Below are 23754 nucleotides of genomic sequence, written 5' to 3' on the forward strand. Positions count from 1 at the left end.
CTGCGCCGTCTCTTTTGTTATGATCGGCGTACAACAGGACACCTCCCTAAGTCCCAGATTGTGAACACCGCCACGCCGGCTGTGGTGCAAGTTTCACCTTCTGACGTCCCGAACGGGCGGAGAGTCCCGTATTCCATTAAATTAACCAGTAATAATGGAGGCAGGAGGAAAGATGAAATTAAAAGCACCGCCGTCGTGGGCCCTGAAGGTTACCATGGCGGTTACGGGCGCCATTTGGGCGATCTTTGTACTAATTCACCTTTACGGAAATCTCAAGGTTTTTCAAGGTCCAGAAAAGTTTGACGGCTATGCCCACTGGCTAAGGCACGCATTCGAACCGTTCTTCCCTGAGACGGGCGTGCTGTGGCTCATGCGAATTGTGTTGGTGATCGCGTTAATCTTGCACGTGGGTGCGGCTGCCATTCTCTATTACCGGGGCCGTAAGTTCCGTGGCAAGCATCGCGCGAAGAATTACCGTAATGGTCTGCAGGCGGTCTCGGCTCGGTTGATGCCTCTTACTGGCGTGCTGATCCTAATATTTATTATCTTCCATATTCTCGATTTGACGGTTGGTGCTCAGCCGATTGCCACCGAGTCGTTCCAGGGGCCGACTGCGACTAAGTCGTCAGCGTATTCGAACCTTGTAGCGTCCTTCAGCCGGCCGCTTGTTGCGATTTTCTACTCAGTGATGATGGTTTTCCTTGCTATCCACGTGACACACGGTGCCAAGAACATTGCTGTTGACCTGGGTGCGATGGGTAAGAGGCTCCGCATGACCTTCGTTATTATTGGAGCCGTTGCTGCAATCGCGATCCTGATTGGCAATGCATCGATTCCGATTGCAGTTCAGATGGGGTGGCTCAATTGAGTTTGATAGACAAAATGAAAGACATTGGTGAGGCTATCGTGGGTAAACCCGACGGCGAGGTGGACAAGGCGCCGGACCAGCCCGCATCGTCGCAGACGGCGGTTTTGGATGCGAAGGGTAAGCCTTTTGTTCCACCCAAGATGAAGATCGACGGCGCGCGCGTCGGCAAGATTCTCGAAGACGGCGTGCCCGATGGTGATCCAGCAACGGCCTGGCAACGTAGGCGTGACTCTTACAAGCTCGTCAGCCCGCTGAATACGAAAAAGTTCACCGTCGTCGTCGTTGGTACCGGGCTGGCTGGTGCGGGCGCTGCTGCCGCGCTGGGCGAGTTGGGTTACAACGTCCATTCGGTGACCTATCACGACGCGCCGCGCAGGGCCCATTCGGTGGCCGCACAGGGTGGCGTGAATGCTGCGCGTGCGCGAAAGGTAGACGGCGATTCGCTTCACCGTTTCGTGACAGACACTATCAAGGGCGGGGACTTCCGTGCCCGTGAGGCCGAGGCTTTCCGGCTGGGTGAAGAATCCGTCCGCGTGATCGACCACATGAACGCGATCGGAACTCCGTTTGCGCGCGAGTACGGTGGCACGCTTGCTACCCGCTCGTTCGGCGGCGTCCAGGTTTCGCGAACTTACTATTCGCGTGGCATGACGGGCCAGCAGCTGCAGCTGTCGAGTTCGCAGGCATTACAGCGGCAGATTAAGGCTGGTACGGTCACGATGCATATCCGTTCGGAAATGCTCGATTTGATCATGGACAACGGGGTTGCTCGCGGTGTGATCATCCGTGATCTGGTTACGGGTGAAGTGAAGGCGATCCCGGCGCACGCAGTGATTTTGGCGACCGGTGGTTACGGCTCGGTGTTCTTCCAGTCCACGCTTGCTCTCCATTCGAACTGTACAGCTGCATGGCGTGCCCACAAGCACGGAGCTTATCTGGCTCATGCGGCGTTCGTGCAGTTCCATCCAACCGGTTTGCCGGTGCAGACCGAGTGGCAGTCCAAGACCATCTTGATGTCGGAATCTTTGCGTAACGACGGGCGGATCTGGGTGCCCAAGGACAAGAACGATCCTCGCGAACCCAATGACATTCCCGAAGATGAGCGCGACTACTATCTGGAACGCAAGTATCCGGCCTTTGCTAACTTAACGCCGCGCGATATTGCTTCGCGTGCTGCCACAGAGCAGATCAATGCCGGGCATGGTGTAGGGCCTCTGAAGAACTCGGTCTATCTCGATTTCAGCGACGCTTTGCGCCGGTTTGGCAAGGACACGATCAAGGGGCGCTACGGCAACCTCTTCGATATGTATACCAAGGCGACGGGCGAAAACCCGTATGAGGTTCCGATGCGTATCGCGCCATCGGCGCATTTCACGATGGGTGGTCTGTGGTCAGACTTTGATCAGATGACGGCCATTCCCGGTCTGTTCGTTGGTGGCGAGGCCGGGTGGGCGTACCACGGCGCGAACCGACTTGGAGCTAATTCGCTTCTGTCCGCATGCGTGGACGGATGGTTTACGTTGCCGTTCTCGGTACCGAACTACCTCTCGGGGCACCTCGGTGAAGAGCTGCCGGCACTGGATTCGCCCGCGGTGCGTGAAGCGCTTGCACGGGTGGAGGCCGCCACGCAGCGCTTCCTCGACATCGGCGGAACTCGTGGTCCCCAGCAGTTCCACCGCGAACTCGGGCAGATCATGTACGAAGGTTGCGGTGTTGGCCGGACGGAAGAATCACTCAAGAAGGCTTTGGGTGAGGTTCGCCGCCTGCAGGGAGAGTTCTGGGAGGATCTGTCCGTCCCGGGTGGATCGGCGCAGGTTAACCAGACTTTGGAAAAGGCTGGCAGGGTAAGAGATTTCCTTGAACTGGCTGAGCTGATGTGTATCGACGCGCTCGATCGCGAGGAGTCTGCTGGAGCTCACTTCCGGTTTGAATACCAGGATGAGGGTGAAGCAAAACGCAACGACGACGAGTGGGCGTTTGCTTCCGCTTGGGAATCGCACGCTGATGGAACGTTTACGCGCCATATGGAACCGCTTCAATTTACGGCCGTTCCATTGGCAACAAGGAGCTACACATGAAACTTACACTTGAAATTTGGCGCCAAGAAGGTCCGGATTCTCCGGGGCGGTTCGAACATCACACGGTTGACGGGCTTGATGAGTCGATGTCAGTTCTCGAATTGCTCGATAGGCTCAATGAGCAATTGGTGAATTCTGGCCAGGAGCAGGTGTCGTTCGAATCGGATTGCCGTGAAGGTATTTGCGGTGCGTGCGGTATCCAGGTTGGCGGTATCCCGCACGGGCCCGAACGTAACACGCCCGCGTGCCATCAGCGTCTACGCTCGTTCCAAGACGGCCAGACGATCCGGCTTGAGCCGTTTAGGTCGGCGTCGTATCCCGTCTTGCGTGACCTGATGGTCAATCGGCACGCGCTCGATAAGATGCTTGAAGCTGGCGGGCACGTGGCGGTTAATGCGGGAACTGCGCCAGATGCGGATGCTGTTCCGGTGGATCACGAAACCGTTGAAGACGCGCTCGACTTCGCGGCCTGTATTGGTTGCGGTGCGTGTGTTGCCGCCTGCCCGAATGGTTCGGCTCACCTGTACCTGGGTGCGAAACTGACCCATTTGGCGATGTTGCCGCTTCCTTCGCAAGAGCGTACCCGCAGGGCGCGTGCGATGATCGAGGTGGCCGAGGATAATTTCGGGCCGTGCTCGAACTACGGCGAATGTGCGGAGGTGTGCCCGGCTGGGGTGCCACTCAGCGCGGTGGCGGCTGTTAATAAGGAGCGCCTGCGGGCAACGTTCAAACGCCGCTTGGATAAGTAGCTCTTATCAGTAGCTCTTTGGGAGCACCAAACGGGTTAAAACGCCCTCGTTTGGTGCTCCCATTGCCGTTTGGTGCTCCGCGTGTGTGGAAGGGCGGGGCACCGGAGGGTGGCGCGGAAGGAAGTGCGGGGCTTGGGACCTTGGTCTGCGAATGAGTGCTTATCTGGAGCCGCTCCGTCTCCTAGCCAAAACTCAGCACACCAAACATCCAAATTGTTTACCGATCATTTATAAAAAATGCTTAATGTGAGGTTATGGATATCGGCGAGAACGCAACAGATAGTAACAGTTCAGTTGGTGATAAAACCATTATTAAGGTTCGCGGCCTTACCAAAACTTTTGGTAAAGGTGATGCCCAAGTACACGCACTTCGGGGGATCGATTTAGATATCCAACAGGGGCAGCTCACCGCCATCATGGGGCCATCCGGTTCGGGGAAATCGACCCTCATGCATTGTGTAGTCGGCCTCGAAAAAGCCACGTCGGGCACGATTGAGTTGGCAGGCCGCCGAGTCGATCAATTGAACGAAAAAGGCCTCACCGCACTGCGCCGCGATCACGTGGGTTTCATCTTCCAATCCTTCAACCTCGTCCCAACGTTGAACGCGCGGGAAAACATTGAGCTGCCAGCAACAATCGCCGGCACGAAGATCGACCCCACAGCATTCTCGCACGTCGTCCAAGCACTCGGAATAGAAGACCGGCTTGAACACAGACCCTCGGAGCTGTCCGGAGGCCAGCAACAAAGGGTTGCCTGCGCACGCGCCATGGTGGGCTTTCCCGCCGTCGTGCTCGCGGACGAACCCACAGGAAACCTGGATTCGGTAGCTACCGGTCAAGTCCTCGAGTTCCTCCGGTCATCAGTTGATGCCGATGGCCAAACCGTCGTCATGGTCACGCACGAACCGGAATCAGCCGCGATCGCTGACCGCGTTGTTTTCATTGTGGATGGCCAGATCGCGGGTGAACTCATCGATCCGAAGAAAGAGGACATCCTCGACCAGTTGAAGGTTGAGGACTAGGCATGTGGAAAGTAACTCTGAGGGATATCAGAGAAAATTTTGCGCGCTTCCTCATGTCAGTCGCGGCGGTGTCGATCGGCGTCGCTTTCTTGACCGGAACCCTATCCATGCGCGACCTCCTCGGCGCCACCTTCTCGAACCTCACCGGGGCAACAATCACAGCAGATCTATACGTGGCCGGCCCGCAATTAACGCCGCCTGCCTATATGACCTACGGCGAGATGACCGACGATGACTTGACCACCATCCGCAACACGCGTGGGGTCGAGTTCGCCTTCCCCACGCGTAGCGCCAACGCATACGTGTACGACGACGCCGGCACGGCGGCCAACGTCGCGCAGGCACCTGCCTTGGGGTTCAACTTCGTTCCCGAGGTCAACGAGGATCTGTTGAATGAGGGGCGTGCCCCCGAGCGTGGCGAAATAGCGATTGAAGAATCGACGTCGATCCGTTCGGGCATCGAGGTGGGCGATACCGTCGTCGTGTACGTTAACGAGCCCGTCGAGATGGACGTGGTGGGCAAGTTCGCGTTCGGTACCGGAATGGCCGGCGCCTCGGTGGTCATGATGAACGACGCCGAATTCGTTGAGCTAGTAGGCACGGCCTTCACGGAAGTCTCAGTCACCGTCGAAGATGGCGCAGATCCCGCCGTCGTTAAGAACGCGCTCGTTCAGGCGGTCCCCGATGATTACGTTGTGGAGAGCGCCGCAGAGAAAAAAGAGGTCATCGATGAGGCCATCGCCGGCCCGCTCAACCTCGTTAACACGTTCCTTCTGGTGTTCGTGGTGATTGCGCTCGCGATCTCCACGTTCATCATTTCCAACACGTTTACGATTTCGGTGCGCCAGCGCCAGCGTCAATTCGCGCTCTTGCGCGCAATCGGGGCCCGGCCGGGGCAAGTGTTCGTTGCCGTGATTTTGCAAGCCGGTGTTATTGGCATTATCGGATCTTTGGTGGGCGTGGTCTTTGGCCAAGGTCTGCTGAGCTTGATCCGCGCTGGTCTGGAATCCGCCGGCATGCCGATGGACGGAAACTTGGTTGTGACCGGAAAGACGGCCGGCATTTCAATCCTCGTGGGCGTTATCGTCACGCTTTTGGCCACGATCGTGCCCTCGAGGCGTGCCGCGCTGACCGCACCGATTGAGGCCATGCGGGAAGGGAGCGGGTCGGCGGAAAAGCCGCTCCGCCGCCGCACGATCATTTCCGCGATTGCGCTGGTGAGCGGGGGAGCCTTGCTCGCTTACGGCGCGACGAACGATTCGGGCGGCGCCTTTGGCGGCGGAGCTGCGCTACTTTTGCTCGGAGTCATCGGCATTATGCCCGGGCTTGTAGCTCCAGCGACGACGGCGCTCGGCTGGCTATTCCGGAAGATTAGCCCGGCTACCGGCGTCGTTGCCTCGCGCTCGCTCGTGGCTAGCCCGCGGAAGACGGCGTCGACGGCGGTGGCGCTCGCGATCGGCGTTGCACTCGTGTCTGCCGGATCTTCATTGGCCGCATCCATCAGGGAAACAATGTGGCAAGATCTCGACGATAACTTTGAAGCGGACGTGCTTCTCATGGCAAACGGGCTCGTTCAGGATACGAGTGCTGCGACGAGCCTAGTTGAGGCGGTCGACGGGGTGGCTCACGTTGACGATTCGATGCTCAACGGCACCGCCTTGCTGGTGGCCGTTGATGGGGAGCCGCGCGAGAACATATTCAAAACGGGAGCTCTTTCCTCCCATGCGATGGAGGGCATCGGCCTCGTGTACAAGGAAGGTTCCTCCGCTGCGATCGATAACGGCCAGGCCGCGATCTATGACCAGGTGGCGGAGGCGGTTGGTGCGGAGCAAGGGTCGGTGATCCAACTTGCGACCGAAACGGAGATGGTTGAGATCGAAGTCGGCGCGATCGTCGAGTCTGGGACCCTCACCTTTTCGAATGCGCTCATCATGCTGCCGCCCGACGTGGCAGAGAGGCTCGACCTGATTAATCCGTGGAAGCCAATTGTGGTCGTCGATCTAGAAGAGGGCGCGGATTCTGCGCGGGCTGTTGAAGATATTCGATTGGCTCTTAAGGATCAGTATGTGTGGACTGTCGAGGAACGCGAGGGATTGTGGGGCATTGCGAATTCTCAGGTCGATGGTGTGCTTACGTTCCTTTACGGGCTGCTTGGCCTGTCCGTGATTATTGCCGTGCTCGGCGTCGTCAATACGTTGAGCCTGTCGGTGGTGGATCGCGTGCGCGAAATTGGCTTGCTGCGCGCGGTGGGCATGCAGCGCTCCGGAGTGCGGCGAATGGTGGTTCAAGAATCGATCATCATCACATTGTTCGCAACCGTGGTTGGCATTGTTCTGGGCGTGACTCTTGGGCTTGCTCTCACTCGGTACCTCGCATCTGACTCCGAAGCGTTCTATGTGATTCCCTGGCAGGCGATGGGGACCGTGCTCGTCGTCGGCCTCGTTGTTGGGGTGTTCGCCGCGTTACTTCCGGCGCGAAAGGCGGCCCGCTTGGACGTGCTCGACGCGATCGCGGAAGAGTAGGCGCGATCGCGGAAGAGTGAAGGGCTTGTGTAAGTGCGCGGAGCCGAGCTTGGGTTCTGATCTTTCTTCTGCACGGAGCACCAAACGGGTTAAAACGCCCTCGTTTGCTGCTCCCTGTGCCGTTTGGTGCTCCGCGTGCTGGGGTGGGTAGCGGTAAATCCGCTCGGCCGTGCTCGAAGCGATTGATGAAGAGCAACCTCACTCGACCCGTTGTTGAAAGTTAAACTAGAGTGCCTTAGGATCGGATCAACAACGACCTAAGGTGACACATGCAGTTTGGAATCTTTTCAGTCTCGGACATCACGACGGACCCCACGACGGGCACGACGCCGAGTGAAAACGAACGTATCAAAGCGTCAGTAGCTATCGCTAAGCACGCCGAAGAAGTAGGCCTGGATGTCTATGCGATCGGGGAGCATCACAATCCGCCGTTCTTCTCCTCTTCACCAACCACCACGCTTGCTTATATCGCGGCGGAAACAAAAAAGATCATTCTTTCCACGTCAACAACCTTGATCACCACGAACGATCCGGTCAAGATCGCCGAAGATTACGCAATGTTGCAGCACCTCACCGACGGCCGGATGGATATCATGCTCGGGCGGGGTAACACCGGCCCTGTCTACCCGTGGTTTGGCCAAGATATTCGCCAGGGCATTCCGCTTGCGATTGAGAATTACGCGCTTCTTCGCCGGCTATGGGATGAAGAAGAAGTGAACTGGGAAGGTAAGTTCCGCACGCCTTTGCGTGGTTTCACATCCACTCCGCGCCCGCTCGATGGCATTCCGCCCTTCGTCTGGCACGGTTCGATCCGATCGCCCGAGATCGCCGAGCAGGCCGCCTACTACGGTGACGGATTTTTCCACAACAATATTTTCTGGCCGATGAGCCACACCAAGCGCATGATCGCCCTGTATCGCCAGCGCTTCGAACACTACGGGCACGGCAAGGCGGAGCAGGCCATCGTGGGGCTGGGCGGTCAGTTCTATATGGCGCGCGATTCGCAAACCGCAAAACGCGAGTTCCGCCCCTATTTCGATAACGCTCCCGTTTATGGCCACGGCCCGACGATGGAGGACTTCACGGAGCAAACCCCGCTCACTGTGGGCTCCCCGCAGGAGGTTATCGATCGCACGCTCGGCTTCCGTGAACACGTGGGTGACTACCAGCGCCAAATGTATCTGATCGACCACGCTGGCTTGCCGCTCAAGACGGTCTTGGAGCAGATTGATTACCTAGGTGAGATTGTGCCGGTGATGCGTAAAGAGTTTGAAGCGATGCGCCCCGAAGGCGTGCCAGTGGCGCCAACGCATGAGTCCAGGCGAGCGGGGGTGAAGTGATGCGAACTGTTGTCGTATCTGCTTCTCTCTCAGAAAGCTCGACCACGCAGCAGCTGGGGAATGCGATCGCCGAAGCCGTACAAACCGAACTTGGTGGCGAGGTCGTGCACATGGCCTTGCGCGAGCTCGCCCACGCCATCACGGATAATATGCTGACCGGTTTTCCCTCCCCAGAACTAGAAGCCGCTTTCGAGCAAGTAAAGGGCGCCGACGCCGTCGTGGCAGTTACGCCCGCTTACAACGGCTCGTATTCCGGCCTATTCAAATCGTTTTTCGACGTGCTCCCAGAGGAAATGCTGCGCGGTAAACCCGTGGCGATTGGCGCGACGGGCGGCACGCCGCGGCACTCGCTCGTAACCGAGCATGCAATTCGGCCAATGTTCACGTACCTGCGAGCGGTGACGGCGCCGACGGCGGTGTTCGCGGCAACGGAAGATTTCGGTGCACACGCGGCGGACTCGGATAGCGCGGGTGGTGCGAGCTTGGGTTCGCGCATTGAGCGGGTGGCGCGCGAGCTTGCCACGATTGTGAGAGCCCAGAGTCCGCAGGCATTCGCTCAAACGGGTGGCACTACCTGGTCCGTGAGCGAGGCCGCGGTTGAGCACACTGAACAGGTAGAGACGGGAATTTCGAAAACCGATCAGCCCGATATTCAGGCAGCCCGCGAGCTTTTCGACGATTTCAAACCGATGGATGAGCTGTTTGGGTAATGCGAAATGTTCGGCTGTAACGGTTAGGGTGTTGAAAAAAGTGTGACACAGAGCCTTTCTGACGACGCTCACGCTCAGAACCCGGCTTTTGTCAGTTTATTTTCACGGCTCTCGACGTTGCCGAGTGAATATTCTTTAGAATCCGGTATGGGGGGGGGGGAGGGGGAAGCGCCGTTTACCGTAGGCCAATAGCAGGCCAAGGCAACTAAAGGACTAATTTCATCGCCGCCGGAGGCATGTGTGACCGGTGGAGGTCCATTTCGCTGAGGGAGACTCGTGTTGCTCGCGGGGAACGGTAAGCCACGGAAATCGCGAAGATCCGTGGCTTACCGATCTACTTAGGAGCTACCGGCCTCCAGAAACAACACCAATCCCCGCAGGAGTTACGACTTCCCGTCGGAGCGCGCGATCTCCGCGTGTGATGAGCAGCGCGCGTGGTAACAGTTCATATGGGACTTCAAACGGGAAAACGCAACGGCCAACAAGTTCACATTGATAGCCGGGGCACGTGGAGCCCGAAAACGGCTTATAGATCGAGGTACGCTTAAAAGTGCTGACTTTGAGCGTTCACGTCGATGCTCAAGGCGAAAAACGCGTTTTTTCGAGTAGAAATACGCACCCATCGAGTAGAGCGCGCCCACTACGGCTAGTTTGCTCAGGGGAATGCCTACTCGATGCTCAGGGTTTGTAACTAATTCTCATCCCAGTCTCTTAAGAAAAACTGTTCGGCCCCAATTTTCGTTTACTAACTCGCTGTTGATCAGCAACCCGTTAACGCCCGCACAAACTAGAGCGCCCCAGAACGCGCTGTACCTGCAAGCGGGCCGGGATCGAAACCTGATCGTTTCTTGCGGTAGACCGTCATCCGATATCGAGTGCCGTTCGCGGCAGTGTGCCAGCCGCGGTCCGGATCGGATTGGGCAGTTTCCCAATCAAAAGGGATCATTGGCGCGTATGCGTCGGCGCCCGGAACGTCGAGGTCGATATCTGTGACGACGACGCCGTCGGCGATTGCAAGCCCTTCTTCGTAGATTTGTGCTCCGCCCATGATCCATACGAGCGGATCAGATTCGCCCGAGCTGGCTTGTGCGCAAAGGCGTGCCATCTCGTATGCCTCGGCAAGATTTCCCGCTACGTGGGCACCCTCCGGTGAGAAATCTTGATTGCGGGAGAGCACGATGTTCGTGCGCCCGGGCAAAGCGCGCCCGCCCAGCGAATCCCAGGTTTTGCGGCCCATGATCACCGGGCGGCCCATCGTCATTTTCTTGAAGAAAGTCAGATCTTCGGGCACGTGCCAGGCCATCGTGCCGTCTTTGCCGATTGCCCGATCGTGGCCTTGGGCCCAAATCATGCCGAGCATCAGACAGCGACCTCGCCGCTGAGCTTTGGATGGTGGCGGTAGCCTTTGGAAGCCAGAATGTCATCCATGTCGTAGTCGAAGATCGACGGCGCTTTCTTCAGCTCCAGCGTGGGGAACGGGTAGGGTTCGCGCGAAATCTGCTCACGCACCTGCTCAATATGATTCGTGTAAATATGGCAATCCCCGCCAGTCCATACGAAATCACCCACGTCCAACCCGGTCTGCTGGGCCACCATGTGAGTGAGCAACGAGTAGGAAGCGATATTGAACGGGACGCCGAGGAACAGATCGGCCGAGCGCTGGTATAGCTGGCAGGATAGTTTGCCGTCAGCAACATAGAACTGGAAAAGCGCGTGGCAGGGCTGCAAGGCCATATCGCCAAGATCAGCCACGTTCCATGCCGAAACGATGAGGCGCCGAGAATCGGGCGCGGACTTTATCTGCTCGATTACCGCTGCGATCTGATCAATGTGCTCACCATGTGGCGCCGGCCACGAACGCCACTGGTAGCCGTAGACGGGGCCGAGTTCGCCGCGCTCGTCAGCCCATTCATCCCAAATTGTGATGCCGCGTTCTTGCAGCCACCGAACGTTCGTGTCCCCACGCAAGAACCACAGCAATTCGCCTTTAACTGCTTTCATTGCCACAAACTTGGTGGTAATGCGCGGAAATCCCTGCGAAAGATCGTAGCGAAGTTGGCGCCCGAATACCGATAGCGTGCCAACACCCGTGCGATCAGTTTTCTCAGTGCCGTTATCCAGTACGTCTTTGAGTAGATCTTCGTATTGCCTGTTGATCTCGGTCATGGGGCAAGTCTAGCGAAGATCACTATTGGTCCTGATTTTCTGACCGTACTCGGGCGATTTCTTCGTTGACGAGGACCACGTCGCGGGAAAGAACTTTTCCAGCACGTTCGATGGCAGCTTTTTCGATTCGTCCGCCAACGAATGGGATTTTCACGTTGATGTCGCCGGTGATCTTGGCCGGTGTTGTGGCCCCGCCGTCGCCTAGCACATATGTGAGTGAACCGGAGGCTGGCGCTCCTTCAATCGTGACGTCGTAGGCAAGGCAGGCGCCGCGGGGGTGCCCAGTCAGTTCCGTTACTTGACCGTGGAGCAACGCTTTCAGACCGTTGGGAAGGAAGGAACGTGCAGCGGCGGGTAGTTCGGAGTTTGGAACAAACGCGCGAAAGGTATGCGCTGTGGTTGTGCCGTCATACTCTACTTTTCCTCTGGCGCCAAGCTCTTCTAAGCGTTTTTGTAGTAGAGCTTTAGAGCCGAGAACTTCGAGTACGATGTTGATCGGGCCAACAAAACTGGTCTCAGATTCGAATTTCATATTTCCTATTCAACACGATTACTCACTATTGTGGGAGTGTGTCAACGCTTTCACGTATTTTGGACCGCGCCTCCAACCTTTCTACCGCGCAACGAGACTGGTTGCATAAGCTAACTGGAGATTGGCAGATCATTGCCGATATCTCCTTTTCGGACCTCGTCTTATATGTTGAGTACGGCGATGGGGTGATCGTTGCGGCGCAGGCGCGCCCGAGTACGGCGGCAACCGTACACCAGTCCGACTTTGTGGGCGAACAGCCACAACCGTGGCTTGAATTTGAACTCCGGCGCGTTGTTGCGTCCGGCGAGCAAGTTTTTTTTCACGACGACGAACACGCGGTTGACGTGCGGCTTGTGCCGGTGAATCACGACGGCCAATTCATCGCGGTGATGGCGATGGTGACGGCGCAGCGAGGGGATCGAGTGCCCACCGAAATGCTGGCTAATTACGAATCAATGGCGAATGATCTGGCAAGGATGGTCCAGCAGGGGCAGTTCCCGATCGATGGATCGCCCTCGGGTTATCGCCATGGAACGCCGCGCGTATCGGATGGTCTGATTCACGTTGATTCGGAGGGCAGGGCACTGTATGCCTCGCCAAACGCGATCTCGCATTGTCGCCGGCTCGGAGTGGAACAGCCGATTATAGGTTCCGTGCTTGCCGAGCTGGTGACGGGGGATTTTGAAGGTGTACAGCAGGTGGATGAGGCCTTACCTCTGGTTCTCATGGGTAGGGCTGCCTGGATGGCGGAAATTGAGCGGAACGACGTGGTTGTGATGCTGCGCGCGGTTCCGTTACGCGATGGGCCCAAGCGCGAGGGCGCGATTATCCTATGCCGGGATATTAGCGAGCTTCGTAGGCAGGAGCGGGAGTTGATGTCGAAAGATTCGACGATTCGCGAAATCAACCATCGGGTGAAAAATAATCTTCAAACGGTATCAGCTCTGCTTCGCATGCAGTCGCGCCGTGCCGGCTCTCACAAGACGCGAACGGCGCTCGATACTGCCCAGCGCAGGGTGTCCACGATCGCCGTCGTTCACGAAAAACTCTCCCAAACCATCGACGAGGTGGTCGACTTTGATCAGGTGTTCGTGCCGGTGATGCGGATGGTCCGGGATGTCGCGGTAACCACGAATCCGGTGGTGACCACCTTCAATGGGAATTTCGGCCGGGTGAGTGCGGAACAGGCGACGGCGCTTGGCGTGGTGATGAACGAGATCATTTCCAATGCGATCGAACACGGTTTACCCGATGGGGGCCGCTTAGATGTCAAAGCGGAGCGCAACGGCTCTGAGCTACACATCGAAGTGGCCGATGACGGGGTTGGGATGAAAAAGCTCAAGCCCGGGTTGGGTACTCAGATCGTGGAAACCATGGTTTCCGGAGAGCTACGCGGTAAGATTGACTGGCATCGGCGCGAAGGCGGTGGCACCGTCGTCGTGCTTGACCTTAATATCCGAACCTAGCCCCAGTACTGAAATTTAGCGGCGTGCGCGAGCGGTGCGGCGCTTGTGGATGCGGCGCTCATCTTCGGACATGCCGCCCCAGACGCCGGCGTCCTGGTTGTTCGCCACTGCCCAATCCAAGCAGGTCTGCTTAACGGAGCAGATTGCGCAAACGGCCTTGGCACGTTCAGCCTGTGCTATAGCCGGACCTGACGAGCCAATCGGGAAGAAAAGCTCAGGGTCTTCATTGAGGCATGCTGCACGATGGCGCCAATCCATTTACGTCTCCTTGTGGGTGCGAATCTATTCGCGGGTTCATACGCAATTAACCTTCGCAGGTTTTGGCCCGCCGGTAAAGGGAAAAAACTGTGATAAACGCCTAAGAATCCGCTATTTTGCAGTGTTTGTGGCCTGAGCCACGTCAGTGCGGGCGGTGAGTGCTCCGATCGCGATGCCGGCGAGCAAAAGAAGGATCATTTTTGCCGCGATAGCAAGGTAGGGAACTTTGAGTGCGCCCGGTAGCCCCGATTCAGCTAGCACGATCCAAGATGTCGCAATGCCGACCAGGCAACCGCCGGCGAGCATAACTGCGGCAGAGAATGCGGCGTCGCCGATTCGGCGCAAGTGCTGGCGGCGAAGGCCGAGACCGAGTGCCCGGAGTGTGCGGATCTCGGATTGTGTGGCGGAAAAGGCGAGCGGCAGTCGTGTAAACGCTAGGAAAGTAAGAACGATGACGATGCTGGATTGGACGATCATCGCCAGGTGTCCGCTATTGAGCGGTGTGAAATCCCCGGCGGAGCGGCTGAGGGTGATCACCGGGCGGGAATTCGGTGTGTCTTCCCCTAGCCGCTGTTCGAAATCTGGGTAGGTCTGGGGCAGCGTTTCGTGGGCGCCCGGCTCGAGCCGCACCCAGATCTCATCGACCTTGAGCCCGGGCGCGTCCGCAACAGACATGAGCGCCACGGGAACGTTTGATTTTACGACGTCGAGGCGCACCGTGCGGCTCACGCCTTCGGCGTCTTCGTAGCCAAACTCGAGCGTGGCGGGGATGTGTTTCGTTCCGCGGGGAACGAGCAGGTGGGAAGTGATGTCGAGCGCGGAGGAGAAGTAGGCGTCAGCCTCGTCGTCGTTGACGGCATAGATCGGCCCGGGCTGGAAATCGGCATCCACGGGCAGATCGGTTTCCACCATGTGGAGGGAGAGGGTGGACTTAGCGGCCTGCCATGAGCGAACGGTTGAGATTTGGTGGTCGGTGAGTTCGAATTCCCCGAGGCGGGCGCGAATCGCCACGTCGAACCGGTCGTGGAGCGCCAGATCCTCGCCTGCAAGCGAGCTCGTCGTCGTGTGGAGTGAGCTAATCGCTCCCGCCGCTAAGAAGATGACGAGGAGGGATTGCAAACGTACAAGCCCCACTCGCGATCTGGGCCTCAGGTATGTGCGTGCGATCAGTACCGTGCGCCTGCTGAGCGCGCCGGAAAGGAAAATTCCTAGCGAGTAGACCAGACCAAGAAGTAAGGCGATGAGTGCGACCATGCGGATTTGGATCGCATGGGGCGCAGGCTGGTCAAAGTTGTGTGCAATGTTCGTGGCCCAGTAGATCGTGGCTGCCCCCACGATGATGGTGAACGGGGCGAGCCACATCACCCGGCGCAGGCCCTCAGTTTTCGTAATCGAGTTAGCAAGAAGAACAGCTAAAAGGAGTGCGAGCGCGAGTGCGGCGAGTGCAAACAAATAGGCACGTGGAGGAGCGCTGAGCGTGGAGGGCAGGAATTGAGCACCCGGCAGGGATCGGAGAATACCGACGATGCTGACCGATGCGGCCGCACCTATTCCCAATCCGATCAGTGCGGCGAGCACGCCGGCGGCCCCAAGCTCCGATATTTGTATCCACGTGAGTGTTCGGCGGGCGATGCCCAGGGCGCGTAAATTTCGGCGCTCCGTGGCTCTTCGATGGCGGTTTCTCACCAAGCCCAGTGTGAGAACGGTGGTCGAGGCAAGGAAGCCAGTTGCCAAAAGCCATGGCACCGTGATGCTAATTGCGGACATGGCCCTAGCGTGTCGAGCAAAAACCAGCTGCTGACGATCCTCGGAGCGGATGACCACCGAATTGCCGAGGGCCAAAACGTCCTCGATGACGTTTTGTGCGGCACCTGCCGAGGTGGCTTTGACTTCGATACCGCCTTGGCCGGAATTGTCGACATGCGCGGCCACGTAACCCGGATTTGCGCTGTGGGTTAGGCCTTCGTATGCGGAGTCGATGCGGTCCTCGAAGGGAGAACGGGCGTAGATGCCGGTCACGAGATAGCGTTCGGCCACCTGGTCTCCTGCCAGGGTGAGATAGGAGCCGACGTCGATCTCCAACGCCTTGGCGAGCTGATGGGTCACGGCTAGCTGGTTATCTTCGGTCGGGTAGTCGCCGCGGGTGAGCGCTTGGGTGCGCAAGCCTTTGGGTGGAAGGTTCCGCAGTACCATCGAAACGTTTCCGGTTGCCGATATCGCTTCGGCCGCGCGCCACGCATCGACGTGCACGAGTTCCACGTTGGGGTTTTGGCCAAGAGCGGTTGCGAGGTCGGAGGCCGCGCCAGCCTCCATATATACGAGGAAATCAGCTCGAGGGGTGGACACCCTGGCCGAGGTTTGCACGGCCCGATCGCCGTAGCTGACCATCGCTAGTGCAGTGAATGTGAGCGCGCACAGAATAACCAGCGTTATTACGGGGAGAACGTATGATCGCCAGTGGTATTCGAGGTGCTCGCGCAACATGGTTAGACCTCGCCGTGGACGGCCTGGAGCGCGTTGAAAATCGAGTCCAGCGTGGGGTTGACCAGTTCGCCGGCAACTTTCGCGTTCGAGAGAAGGAACACGTGGTCTGCGTACTGGGCGGCAAGCGGGTTCGTCGTGAACATCACCACCGTCAGGTCCAACTCGCGTACGCACATCCGTAAAAGCGCCAAAATTGTATCCGCATCCGCCTTATCTATACCGGCGGTTGGCTCATCGCAGAGGAGGATCGTACGCCCGGCAAGTACCCTGCCAGCGATCGCAACCCGCTGCTGATCAATGGGAGCAATTGATTCCGGGTAAAGCTTCAGGATTGAGTCGAGGTCGAACAGCTCAACGATCCGGGCCCGTTCGGCGTCGTCGATCTTTTTCCCGTTGAGCTCGGCGGGCAGGTCAAGGTTTTCTTGCACGGTCAACGCGGGCATGAGGTTATCACGCGGATAGATGACGCCCAGGTGCTCGGCGAGTAGCCGTTGCTTTTCGGCGTCCGTTGCCCGGGTGAGATCGACGTCTCGAACGACGACGTTGCCATCGTCCACGTCGAGCAGCCCGGCCATGACCTGCATGAGTTCTGATTTTCCGGAACCGGACGGGCCAAATATGCTGGTGAACTGGCCGGGGAAAATTTGGAGCGAAACATCATCGAGCACCGTGCGGGTGGCCCGGCCTACGCCACGTACTTTTCGCACGTAGTCGAGGCTCATCACACTCACCCGAGATCACCTGGGCGTACCAGGCCGGCTTCGTAGGCCAGCACCACAGCCTGGACGCGATCACGGGCGCCGAGCTTGGCGAAAATCCTGCCGACGTGGGTTTTGATCGTGGCCTGCGCGACCGCCAGTTCGTCCCCGATCTCCGTGTTCGAAAGCCCGCGTGCCATGTGATAGAGCACCTCGCGCTCGCGCTCTGTGAGCACGTCGACTATCTCTGGGCGCAGAGCGCGATCCTCGACAGCCTTTTCGGCTAGATAGGACACGAGCCGCTTCGTTGAAGACGGCGCGATCACCGCGTCGCCCTGATGGACGGTGCGAATCGATTCAAGCATCTGATCGGGCGGGGCATCTTTGAGCAGGAAGCCCGATGCGCCGCCGCGGATCGCGCGCATGACGTACTCGTCTAAATCGAAGGTGGTCAAAATAATGACCTTTGGTTTCACGCCGTGTGGGAAGTCGCTACTCGTGATGCGTTCGGTGGCTTCCAGCCCATCCATGCCCGGCATGCGGATGTCCATGAGGACGACATCGGCGGGAACGAGGTTGAGGCGATCGAGGGCCTGCTTGCCATGCGAGGCTTCAAGCACGGTTCGCATATCTGTTTGAGAGTCGATGACCATCGCAAATCCGCTGCGAACAAGCTCTTGATCGTCAACGAGTGCGACTCTGATCTTTTCCTCAGACATGGGAGGTCCTTTCGGTAGGGGTTGGGATAGTTGCAGTGACTTTGAAGCCGCCGCCTTGGCGCGGGCCCGAAACGACTGTTCCGCCGAAAACGGCTGCACGCTCGTTCATGCCGATCAGGCCGTGGCCCTTGCCGTCGTCAGCTGCGGCGGCCCCGCGGCCGTTATCCGTTACGTTGAGAATGACCTCGGCCGGGCGCCAGTGGAGTGCCACGGTGACTTGGGCGTGCGGGCCGGCGTGTTTGAGCGAGTTGGTGAGGGCTTCTTGGCAGATACGGTACACGGCGTTGCCCACACCCACGGGGAGCGGGCGGGCTTGGCCGGTGACCACGAACGAGACGTCTTGGCCAGATTCTCGCACCTGTTCGATCAGGGTGGTCAGATCGGAATCGATCGGTTCGGGGGCAAGCGGGGCGTCGGCGTCGTTCGGATCGCGAAGCACGCCGATGATGGAGCGGATATCGCCGAGCGCTGCGCGCGACATGTCCGCAATGACGGTCAGGGCTCGCTCGGCCGCCTCCGGGTTCGACTTGGCCGCGTAGCGCCCGCCGTCGGCTTGGGCGATGACGACCGAGAGGGTGTGGGCGACGATATCGTGCATTTCCCGGGCGATTCGGGTTCGTTCTCCGACGACGGCGAGCTCGGCTTCACGTTCGGAGTTGCGTTGCGCCATGTCGGCTTTGGCAATCAGATCGTCGAACCGCAGATACTGTTGGCGGCGCAGAAGGGCGCTCGTCGTCGTCACTCCAATTGCTGCGAGGGCGCCAAAAAGAGCCAAGAAGATTATCCCGGGCCGAATATCTGAGTGAAGGGCGGGTACAACGAGGAGGCATGCGCCAAAGACTGCGCCGATGATTGCGGGCCAGCGAGCCTTGTGGCTGCCGTAGGTGAGCACTGCGTACAGGGCGAAGAACACGGCGATATCGATGAGCCACATCGAGTTTGGGAACGCAAGGTAACGAAGCAGAGCGCCCACGTAAACAACGATCGCGGCCGGGGTGGGGTACAAGCGGCGGAAAAATGTGCCGAGAACTAGGCAGATAACGGCTAGATAGAAGAGAACATCCGCCAAAAGCTGTTGGCCGAGGACATACCTCGCGTCGATGTACGCGATCCCTACAACTATGAGGGCAAGCACGAGATCGAAGGGGGACACCCCTCGGATCGTCGCGAAATTCTTCATGTCACTAGATTACGTGTGGTGGGAGCGCTGCGCCTACGCGAAGCTCATTCCGCGGGCTGAACGGGCATGATGTTGCCCGGCAGGTTGTTACGAACGTTGCCCACGGCTTTGTGCACCTGATGGTAGGCGAGTTCGGGATGTGGACGCTCGAATTGGTGGATGATGGCCGGATCGGTGAGGGTGGGATCGAGCCAGGTGTCGTATTCGTGCGCGTCGAGGATGAGCGGGACCCGGTTGTGGATCTCGGCCATCGCGCCTTCTGCCTCGCGGGTGATGATCGTACAGGTGAGTAGCCAGTCATCGCCGGTGTTGTACCACGAGTACAGGCCGGCAAAGGCGAGGGGGCGGCCGTCAGCGCGGAAAATGTAGAACGGTGTTTTCTCAGGTTTGCGCCACTCGAAATAGCCCGAGGCCGGAATGATGCACCGGCGGCTTTTGAGCGAGGGCGCGAACATTTTCTTTTCCGTAAGGGTTTCCATGCGCGCGTTGATCATCGGGCGGCTGAGATCTTGAGCCCAGGGTGCGATCAGGCCCCAAAAGGCTGGGTTGAGGGCGCGGACGACGGAGGCTTCGGCTGGCTGGGCGGCTGGTGATTGGCCGAGCCGTTCGTCGTCATCCAAAGGTTTGCGTATCACAACGATTGGGACGGTCTGTGTCGGAGCCACGTTGTAGTTTGGTGGTGGCTCGTAGGATTCGGTTGCGGCCTCGAGCCGGAATTCGAGCTGAAGGTCGGTTCGAGACATGGTGGTTGCGTAGCGTCCGCACATGGGATGAGCCTATCGCTCGAAGATGAGGCTGGCAGGTGAATGAGGGACAATATGGATGTGAAAAATTTTGACATTGCCAAAGTGCGCTGGAACGAGCTTGCGCCCAAGGTGCGCGATGCGCAGGATGCCTATCATTTAACCGGCGAACCGATCATGGTGGATGCCACTTACGACGCGTTGATCGCCGAGCTGCGGATGCTCGAGGATCGATTCCCGGAGTTGTGGAGCCCGCAGTCGCCGACGATGAAGGTCGGTGCGAAGGTAGCGCGCGGAGATGTGGCTGAACTTCGGCACGAGCAGCGGATGTACTCGCTTCAAGACGTGTTCAACCGGGAGGAATTGGCCGCATGGTATGAATCGGTGACGGCGGAATTGCCGGCGGGGAGCCGGTTGACGGCCGAGGTGAAGGTGGATGGCCTAGCGTTGAACCTGACCTACCGGCGCGGCGTGTTGGAATCGGCTGCAACGCGCGGTGATGGCGTGACGGGTGAGGATGTGACCCGCAATGCGCACGCCGTGTGGAATATTCCGAACGAACTGGCTGGCGAGGACCACCCGGAGCTGGTGGAAGTGCGCGGCGAGGTGTACTTCCCGATTGATAAATTCGAGCAGTTCAACCAGCTAGTTGACGAACGCAACGAGGAGATCGCGCGCCGCAATGCCGCCGTCGACGATCATAACCGGAAACTGGCTGAGGAAAACCGGGAGCGGGCGCGCGAGGGGCTGGAGCCTTTGCCACGCGTGCGCAGGGAGGACCAGCTTCGCACTTTTGTGAATCCGCGCAATGCTGCGGCGGGAACGATGCGCCAGGAGGACACCACGGGCTTTGCGATTCGGGCGCTGTCTTTTCTTGCGCATGGCGTAGGCGCGCTGGAAGGAGCGTCGGCCGGGCTAGCTGAGCAGATGGCCACCCAGGAGGGGGTTTACGAGGTGTTTCGGGGCTGGGGTTTGCCGGTTTCTGAGCAGACTGAGATTGTTTCGGACCTAGCGGATATCGAGGCGTTTCTTGATAAGTATCAGGATGCCCGGCTTTCGCTGGATCACGAATTCGACGGCGTGGTGATCAAGGTAGAAGACCGGCGCATGCAAGAACAGATGGGCTACACCTCGCGCGTTCCGCGGTGGGCCGTGGCTTACAAGTTCCCGCCGACCGAGGTGCAAACCCGCCTGCTCGATATTCGGGTTCAGGTGGGCAGAACCGGGCGGGTCACGCCGTATGCGGTGATGGAGCCCGTTTTTGTGGACGGCTCGACGGTTTCGCAGGCCACCCTGCACAATCCGTTTGAGGTGGAGCGCAAGGGCGTGAAAATCGGCGACGTGGTGATCTTGCGTAAGGCGGGCGACATTATTCCCGAGGTGGTAGGCCCGGTGTTGGCCGAGCGGGATGGCACCGAGCGCGATTTTGTGATGCCGAAGGAGTGCCCGATCTGCGGGGGAGCGATCGAGCCTGCGAAGGAAGGCGATAAGGACCTGCGGTGTTCGAACACGCGGTCTTGCCCGGCCCAGTTGCATCAGCGGGTGATTCACATCGGGTCGCGGGGTGCGCTTGATATTGAATCCTTGGGCGAGGAATCGGCGCAGTGGCTCGCCGCACCGGATCGGTATCGCGGGGATGCGCTGATCGCGCTCGCGACCGGCTATGCGTTGGAGCTCACCGATGAGCATGCGCTCGCGGCCCATGAGGCAGGGTGGCCGCTCGAGGACGCGGGCGATCCACGGGTGAAAGTGCGGCTTGATTTAGAACGGCGGGTGGACCTTGGCATTACGGATAGTGATGGTGCCTTGCTGGATCCCGATGTGGTGATTCCTGAAGACGTGCAGGTGAAGTTGGGGATTCCGGGAGCGCAGCAGCCGTATTTGGATACCGAGGCGGGCCTGTTCGGGCTGACGGCCGAGGTGATGCGTGATGTTCGGACATGGCAGCCGGTGCGGGTGGCCGGCGAGGAAACCGGGGATTGGCGATATATTCGTGCGGGCTGGACGAAACCGACCTGGCTTAGGCCGAGCGCTAATCGGGAAAGTTATGAGCTGCGGACGGATTCGGCACCCTCGAAGACTTTGGAGAAAGTGCTCGAGGAGCTGGACAAGGCGAAGGGCAAGGAGCTGTGGCGCAAGCTCGTGGCGCTGAATATTCGGCACGTCGGGCCGGTGGCTGCTCGCGAGCTAGCGGATGCTTTTGGTTCGCTCGATGCGATTCTCGAATCTGGGCGTGCCCAGATGAAAGCGGGGGAGGTGCCGTTCAATGAGATTGAGGGCGTGGGCGAGATTATCGCGCGCTCCTTCCTTGACTGGTTTGACGAGGATTGGCATGCCGAGATCGTTGAGCGGTGGCGGGCCGATGGCGTGACCTTCGAAGATGAGCGCCCCGAGGAAAGCGATGATTCCGGGCCGAAACCTTTTGAAGGCATGACGATTGTGGTGACCGGCGCAGTTGAGGGCTTTACGCGCGATTCCGTGGCCGAGGCGATCGTGGAAGCCGGTGGTAAGGCTACTGGTTCGGTGTCAAAGAACACCACGGCCGTCGTCGTTGGTGAAAAGCCGGGGGCTTCGAAGATGAAGAAAGCCGAACAGCTCGGGATTCCGATGTGGAGTGCGGAGGAGTTCAAGGCCAAGCTCGGGTCGCTCGGGCTGGAAACCGAACCGGCTCAATAGCGCCCTCTTCGCATCCCGCGCGCGGGGGTTGCTCTTGTGCAGGGAGGTCCGTAAGCCGAAGAAACCCCGTTTTTCCTTGGCTTACCGGCCTCCGCGCGGCTTATCGACCTCCGAAAGCGAGATCGATCCCCGCCCACCAAGATAACGGCACGACCCGCCCAGATAATGGCCGGAGCGCCTGCCAAAGGAACGGCTGGCTAAATTAAAACGTACTTTAAATGCCGCCCCCATGAGTCGGTATTTGAAAGTATACTTTGAGCCATGAGCAGTTTGATTGTGCGCCCAAGGTACCTTGATCTTCTCACGCGCGATATTGATCGTGACACTGTCCGTATTCTGACGGGGGTGCGCCGAGCGGGAAAATCGAGCGTACTGCGCCTGTACCGCGATCATCTCCTAGCTTCCGGGGTCAGTGAGTCTGAAATCATTACCGTGAATTTTGAGGATATGCGCAACCGTCATTTGCGCGATGCACAGACTTTCCACGAATACGTCGTTAAGGCCTACGACGACGGCGCAAAGTTCTTGCACGTGGATGAGATTCAAGAGTTGGACACGTGGGCGCAAGTGATCAATTCACTGAGAGTGGCTACTGACCTCGAAATCTGCGTGACAGGCTCGAACGCGTCAATGTTTTCAGATGAAGCTGCAACATACATTGCAGGGCGATACGTGACTATCGAAGTCTGGCCGCTGAGCTTGGCAGAGTTTCGCACGTTTAAGGGACTCGACGATGAGCCGGTTGACGAAAGCTATTCGGCTTGGATAACAGCTGGGGGTTTTCCGCGCGTTGTTCTCACTCAAGATGGAGATCTTCATGCCGGGATGGTGCGTGACATTTTCGATTCCATCTTTGCCCGCGATATCGTGCTCCGCGGTCAGATCCGTGACGCGGCAGCTTTTTTGCGTGTGGCTAGATTTGTTTTTGCTTCGATCGGATCGCCGATTAACGCTCACAAGATTCACACGCGATTGAAAGCGAACGGGATAAAGCTCTCCGCACCCACGGTGGAAAACTATCTGAGGCTGATGGAGCAGGCGAACTTAATTTTCCCGGTACGCCGCCAAGATACCCGCGGTGGGCAGTGGTTGCAGGGTGGCGCTAAGTACTACGGCGTAGATCTATCGTTGCGAGATGCATTGCTGGGCACTGGTAGCGCAGGTGAGGGCCACGATCTGGAAAACCAGATCTATATTGAGTTACGACGCCGGGGATATCGGGTTGTTGTGGGTACAAACGGTGGCAAGGAAATTGATTTCGTGGCCGCAGGCGAGGGGCGAACCCATTTCATCCAAGTGGCGTTTTCTGCAATGGATGAGGGTACGCGAGCCCGAGAGTTGGCAGCCTTCGACGGCCTGGCCGCCGGTGCCTCGTGCATTCTCATCACTCTCGACCGGATTTTCTACTCCACCGGACACGTTCGTCGAATCAACGGCGCCGATTTCCTCGCCGGCCTTGTCGATCTACCGCACTAGTGCGTCGAGTGCGCACGAAGAGAACCAAAGAGTCATGGAAAGAGGTCATTCGTAGTAGGTCTGTAAC

The 23754-nt window shown here is 58.5% G+C and carries 19 protein-coding genes; 10 read left to right on the forward strand and 9 right to left on the reverse strand.

The genetic code is table 11. The features are described from left to right. Positions 1–172 precede the first annotated feature (172 nt). From J2S70_RS06965 to J2S70_RS06995, 7 genes are all read left to right on the forward strand, one after another. Positions 173–868 carry a succinate dehydrogenase gene (locus J2S70_RS06965; protein WP_307683008.1) on the forward strand — a complete coding sequence of 232 codons (696 nt, stop codon included), beginning with the start codon at positions 173–175 and terminating at the stop codon, positions 866–868. 140 nt (positions 869–1008) lie between these two features. Then, positions 1009–2946: a fumarate reductase/succinate dehydrogenase flavoprotein subunit gene (locus tag J2S70_RS06970; RefSeq protein WP_307683387.1), complete on the forward strand. Its 1938-nt coding sequence runs from the start codon at positions 1009–1011 to the stop codon at positions 2944–2946. Further along, positions 2943–3695 (forward strand): succinate dehydrogenase/fumarate reductase iron-sulfur subunit, encoded by a 753-nt coding sequence (locus tag J2S70_RS06975; RefSeq protein WP_307683009.1) that lies wholly within the window; start codon positions 2943–2945, stop codon positions 3693–3695. Before J2S70_RS06970 ends, J2S70_RS06975 begins: the two co-directional genes overlap by 4 nt. 254 nt (positions 3696–3949) lie before the next feature. Next, a complete protein-coding gene (locus J2S70_RS06980) occupies positions 3950–4717 on the forward strand; it encodes an ABC transporter ATP-binding protein (protein WP_307683010.1) in 768 nt (255 codons plus the stop codon). A 2-nt stretch (positions 4718–4719) separates the two neighbouring features. Beyond that, on the forward strand, positions 4720–7239 hold the full coding sequence (locus J2S70_RS06985; protein WP_307683011.1) for an ABC transporter permease: 2520 nt from the start codon (positions 4720–4722) through the stop codon (positions 7237–7239). 269 nt (positions 7240–7508) lie between these two features. Beyond that, on the forward strand, positions 7509–8579 hold the full coding sequence (locus J2S70_RS06990; protein ID WP_307683012.1) for an LLM class flavin-dependent oxidoreductase: 1071 nt from the start codon (positions 7509–7511) through the stop codon (positions 8577–8579). Beyond that, entirely contained in the window at positions 8579–9289 is a 711-nt protein-coding gene (locus J2S70_RS06995) for a CE1759 family FMN reductase (protein WP_307683013.1), read from the forward strand. The genes J2S70_RS06990 and J2S70_RS06995 overlap by 1 nt, the downstream gene beginning before the upstream one ends. Before the next feature lie 787 nt (positions 9290–10076). Here J2S70_RS06995 and J2S70_RS07000 read toward each other — a convergent pair. From J2S70_RS07000 to J2S70_RS07010, 3 genes are read right to left on the reverse strand one after another with little or no spacing between them, the layout of a single operon-like run. Continuing rightward, positions 10077–10640: a dihydrofolate reductase gene (locus tag J2S70_RS07000; protein WP_307683014.1), complete on the reverse strand. Its 564-nt coding sequence runs from the start codon at positions 10638–10640 to the stop codon at positions 10077–10079. A gap of 8 nt (positions 10641–10648) precedes the next feature. Next, positions 10649–11455 (reverse strand): thymidylate synthase, encoded by an 807-nt coding sequence (locus J2S70_RS07005; protein ID WP_307683015.1) that lies wholly within the window; start codon positions 11453–11455, stop codon positions 10649–10651. Between the two features lie 22 nt (positions 11456–11477). Beyond that, positions 11478–11987, reverse strand: coding sequence for a DUF2505 domain-containing protein (locus tag J2S70_RS07010; protein ID WP_307683016.1), 510 nt, complete (start codon positions 11985–11987; stop codon positions 11478–11480). Positions 11988–12025: 38 nt separating this feature from the next. Here J2S70_RS07010 and J2S70_RS07015 point away from each other — a divergent pair, with 38 nt between their 5' ends. Beyond that, on the forward strand, positions 12026–13453 hold the full coding sequence (locus J2S70_RS07015; RefSeq protein ID WP_307683017.1) for a sensor histidine kinase: 1428 nt from the start codon (positions 12026–12028) through the stop codon (positions 13451–13453). 15 nt (positions 13454–13468) lie between these two features. On the opposite strand, the gene J2S70_RS07020 is transcribed toward J2S70_RS07015, so the two are convergent. The 6 genes from J2S70_RS07020 to J2S70_RS07045 form a co-directional block, all read right to left on the reverse strand. Beyond that, complete coding sequence (locus tag J2S70_RS07020; RefSeq protein WP_307683018.1) at positions 13469–13711, reverse strand: WhiB family transcriptional regulator; 243 nt, start codon at positions 13709–13711, stop codon at positions 13469–13471. Positions 13712–13822: 111 nt separating this feature from the next. Then, positions 13823–16195 (reverse strand): FtsX-like permease family protein, encoded by a 2373-nt coding sequence (locus tag J2S70_RS07025; protein ID WP_307683019.1) that lies wholly within the window; start codon positions 16193–16195, stop codon positions 13823–13825. Between the two features lie 2 nt (positions 16196–16197). Then, positions 16198–16917 carry an ABC transporter ATP-binding protein gene (locus J2S70_RS07030; protein WP_307683388.1) on the reverse strand — a complete coding sequence of 240 codons (720 nt, stop codon included), beginning with the start codon at positions 16915–16917 and terminating at the stop codon, positions 16198–16200. A gap of 5 nt (positions 16918–16922) precedes the next feature. Beyond that, positions 16923–17612, reverse strand: coding sequence for a response regulator (locus J2S70_RS07035; RefSeq protein ID WP_307683020.1), 690 nt, complete (start codon positions 17610–17612; stop codon positions 16923–16925). Beyond that, positions 17605–18792: a sensor histidine kinase gene (locus J2S70_RS07040; RefSeq protein WP_307683021.1), complete on the reverse strand. Its 1188-nt coding sequence runs from the start codon at positions 18790–18792 to the stop codon at positions 17605–17607. Before J2S70_RS07040 ends, J2S70_RS07035 begins: the two co-directional genes overlap by 8 nt. A 44-nt stretch (positions 18793–18836) precedes the next feature. Further along, positions 18837–19559: an SOS response-associated peptidase gene (locus J2S70_RS07045; protein WP_307683022.1), complete on the reverse strand. Its 723-nt coding sequence runs from the start codon at positions 19557–19559 to the stop codon at positions 18837–18839. 57 nt (positions 19560–19616) lie between these two features. On the opposite strand from J2S70_RS07045, the gene ligA reads away from it, so the two are divergent. Together ligA and J2S70_RS07055 are read left to right on the forward strand one after the other, a co-directional pair. Next, positions 19617–22211: an NAD-dependent DNA ligase LigA gene (gene ligA / locus J2S70_RS07050; RefSeq protein ID WP_407702637.1), complete on the forward strand. Its 2595-nt coding sequence runs from the start codon at positions 19617–19619 to the stop codon at positions 22209–22211. Between the two features lie 261 nt (positions 22212–22472). Beyond that, positions 22473–23687: an ATP-binding protein gene (locus tag J2S70_RS07055; protein ID WP_307683024.1), complete on the forward strand. Its 1215-nt coding sequence runs from the start codon at positions 22473–22475 to the stop codon at positions 23685–23687. Positions 23688–23754 lie beyond the last annotated feature (67 nt).

It is taken from the genome of Trueperella bonasi, from assembly GCF_030811535.1.
Classification (GTDB): domain Bacteria; phylum Actinomycetota; class Actinomycetes; order Actinomycetales; family Actinomycetaceae; genus Trueperella; species Trueperella bonasi.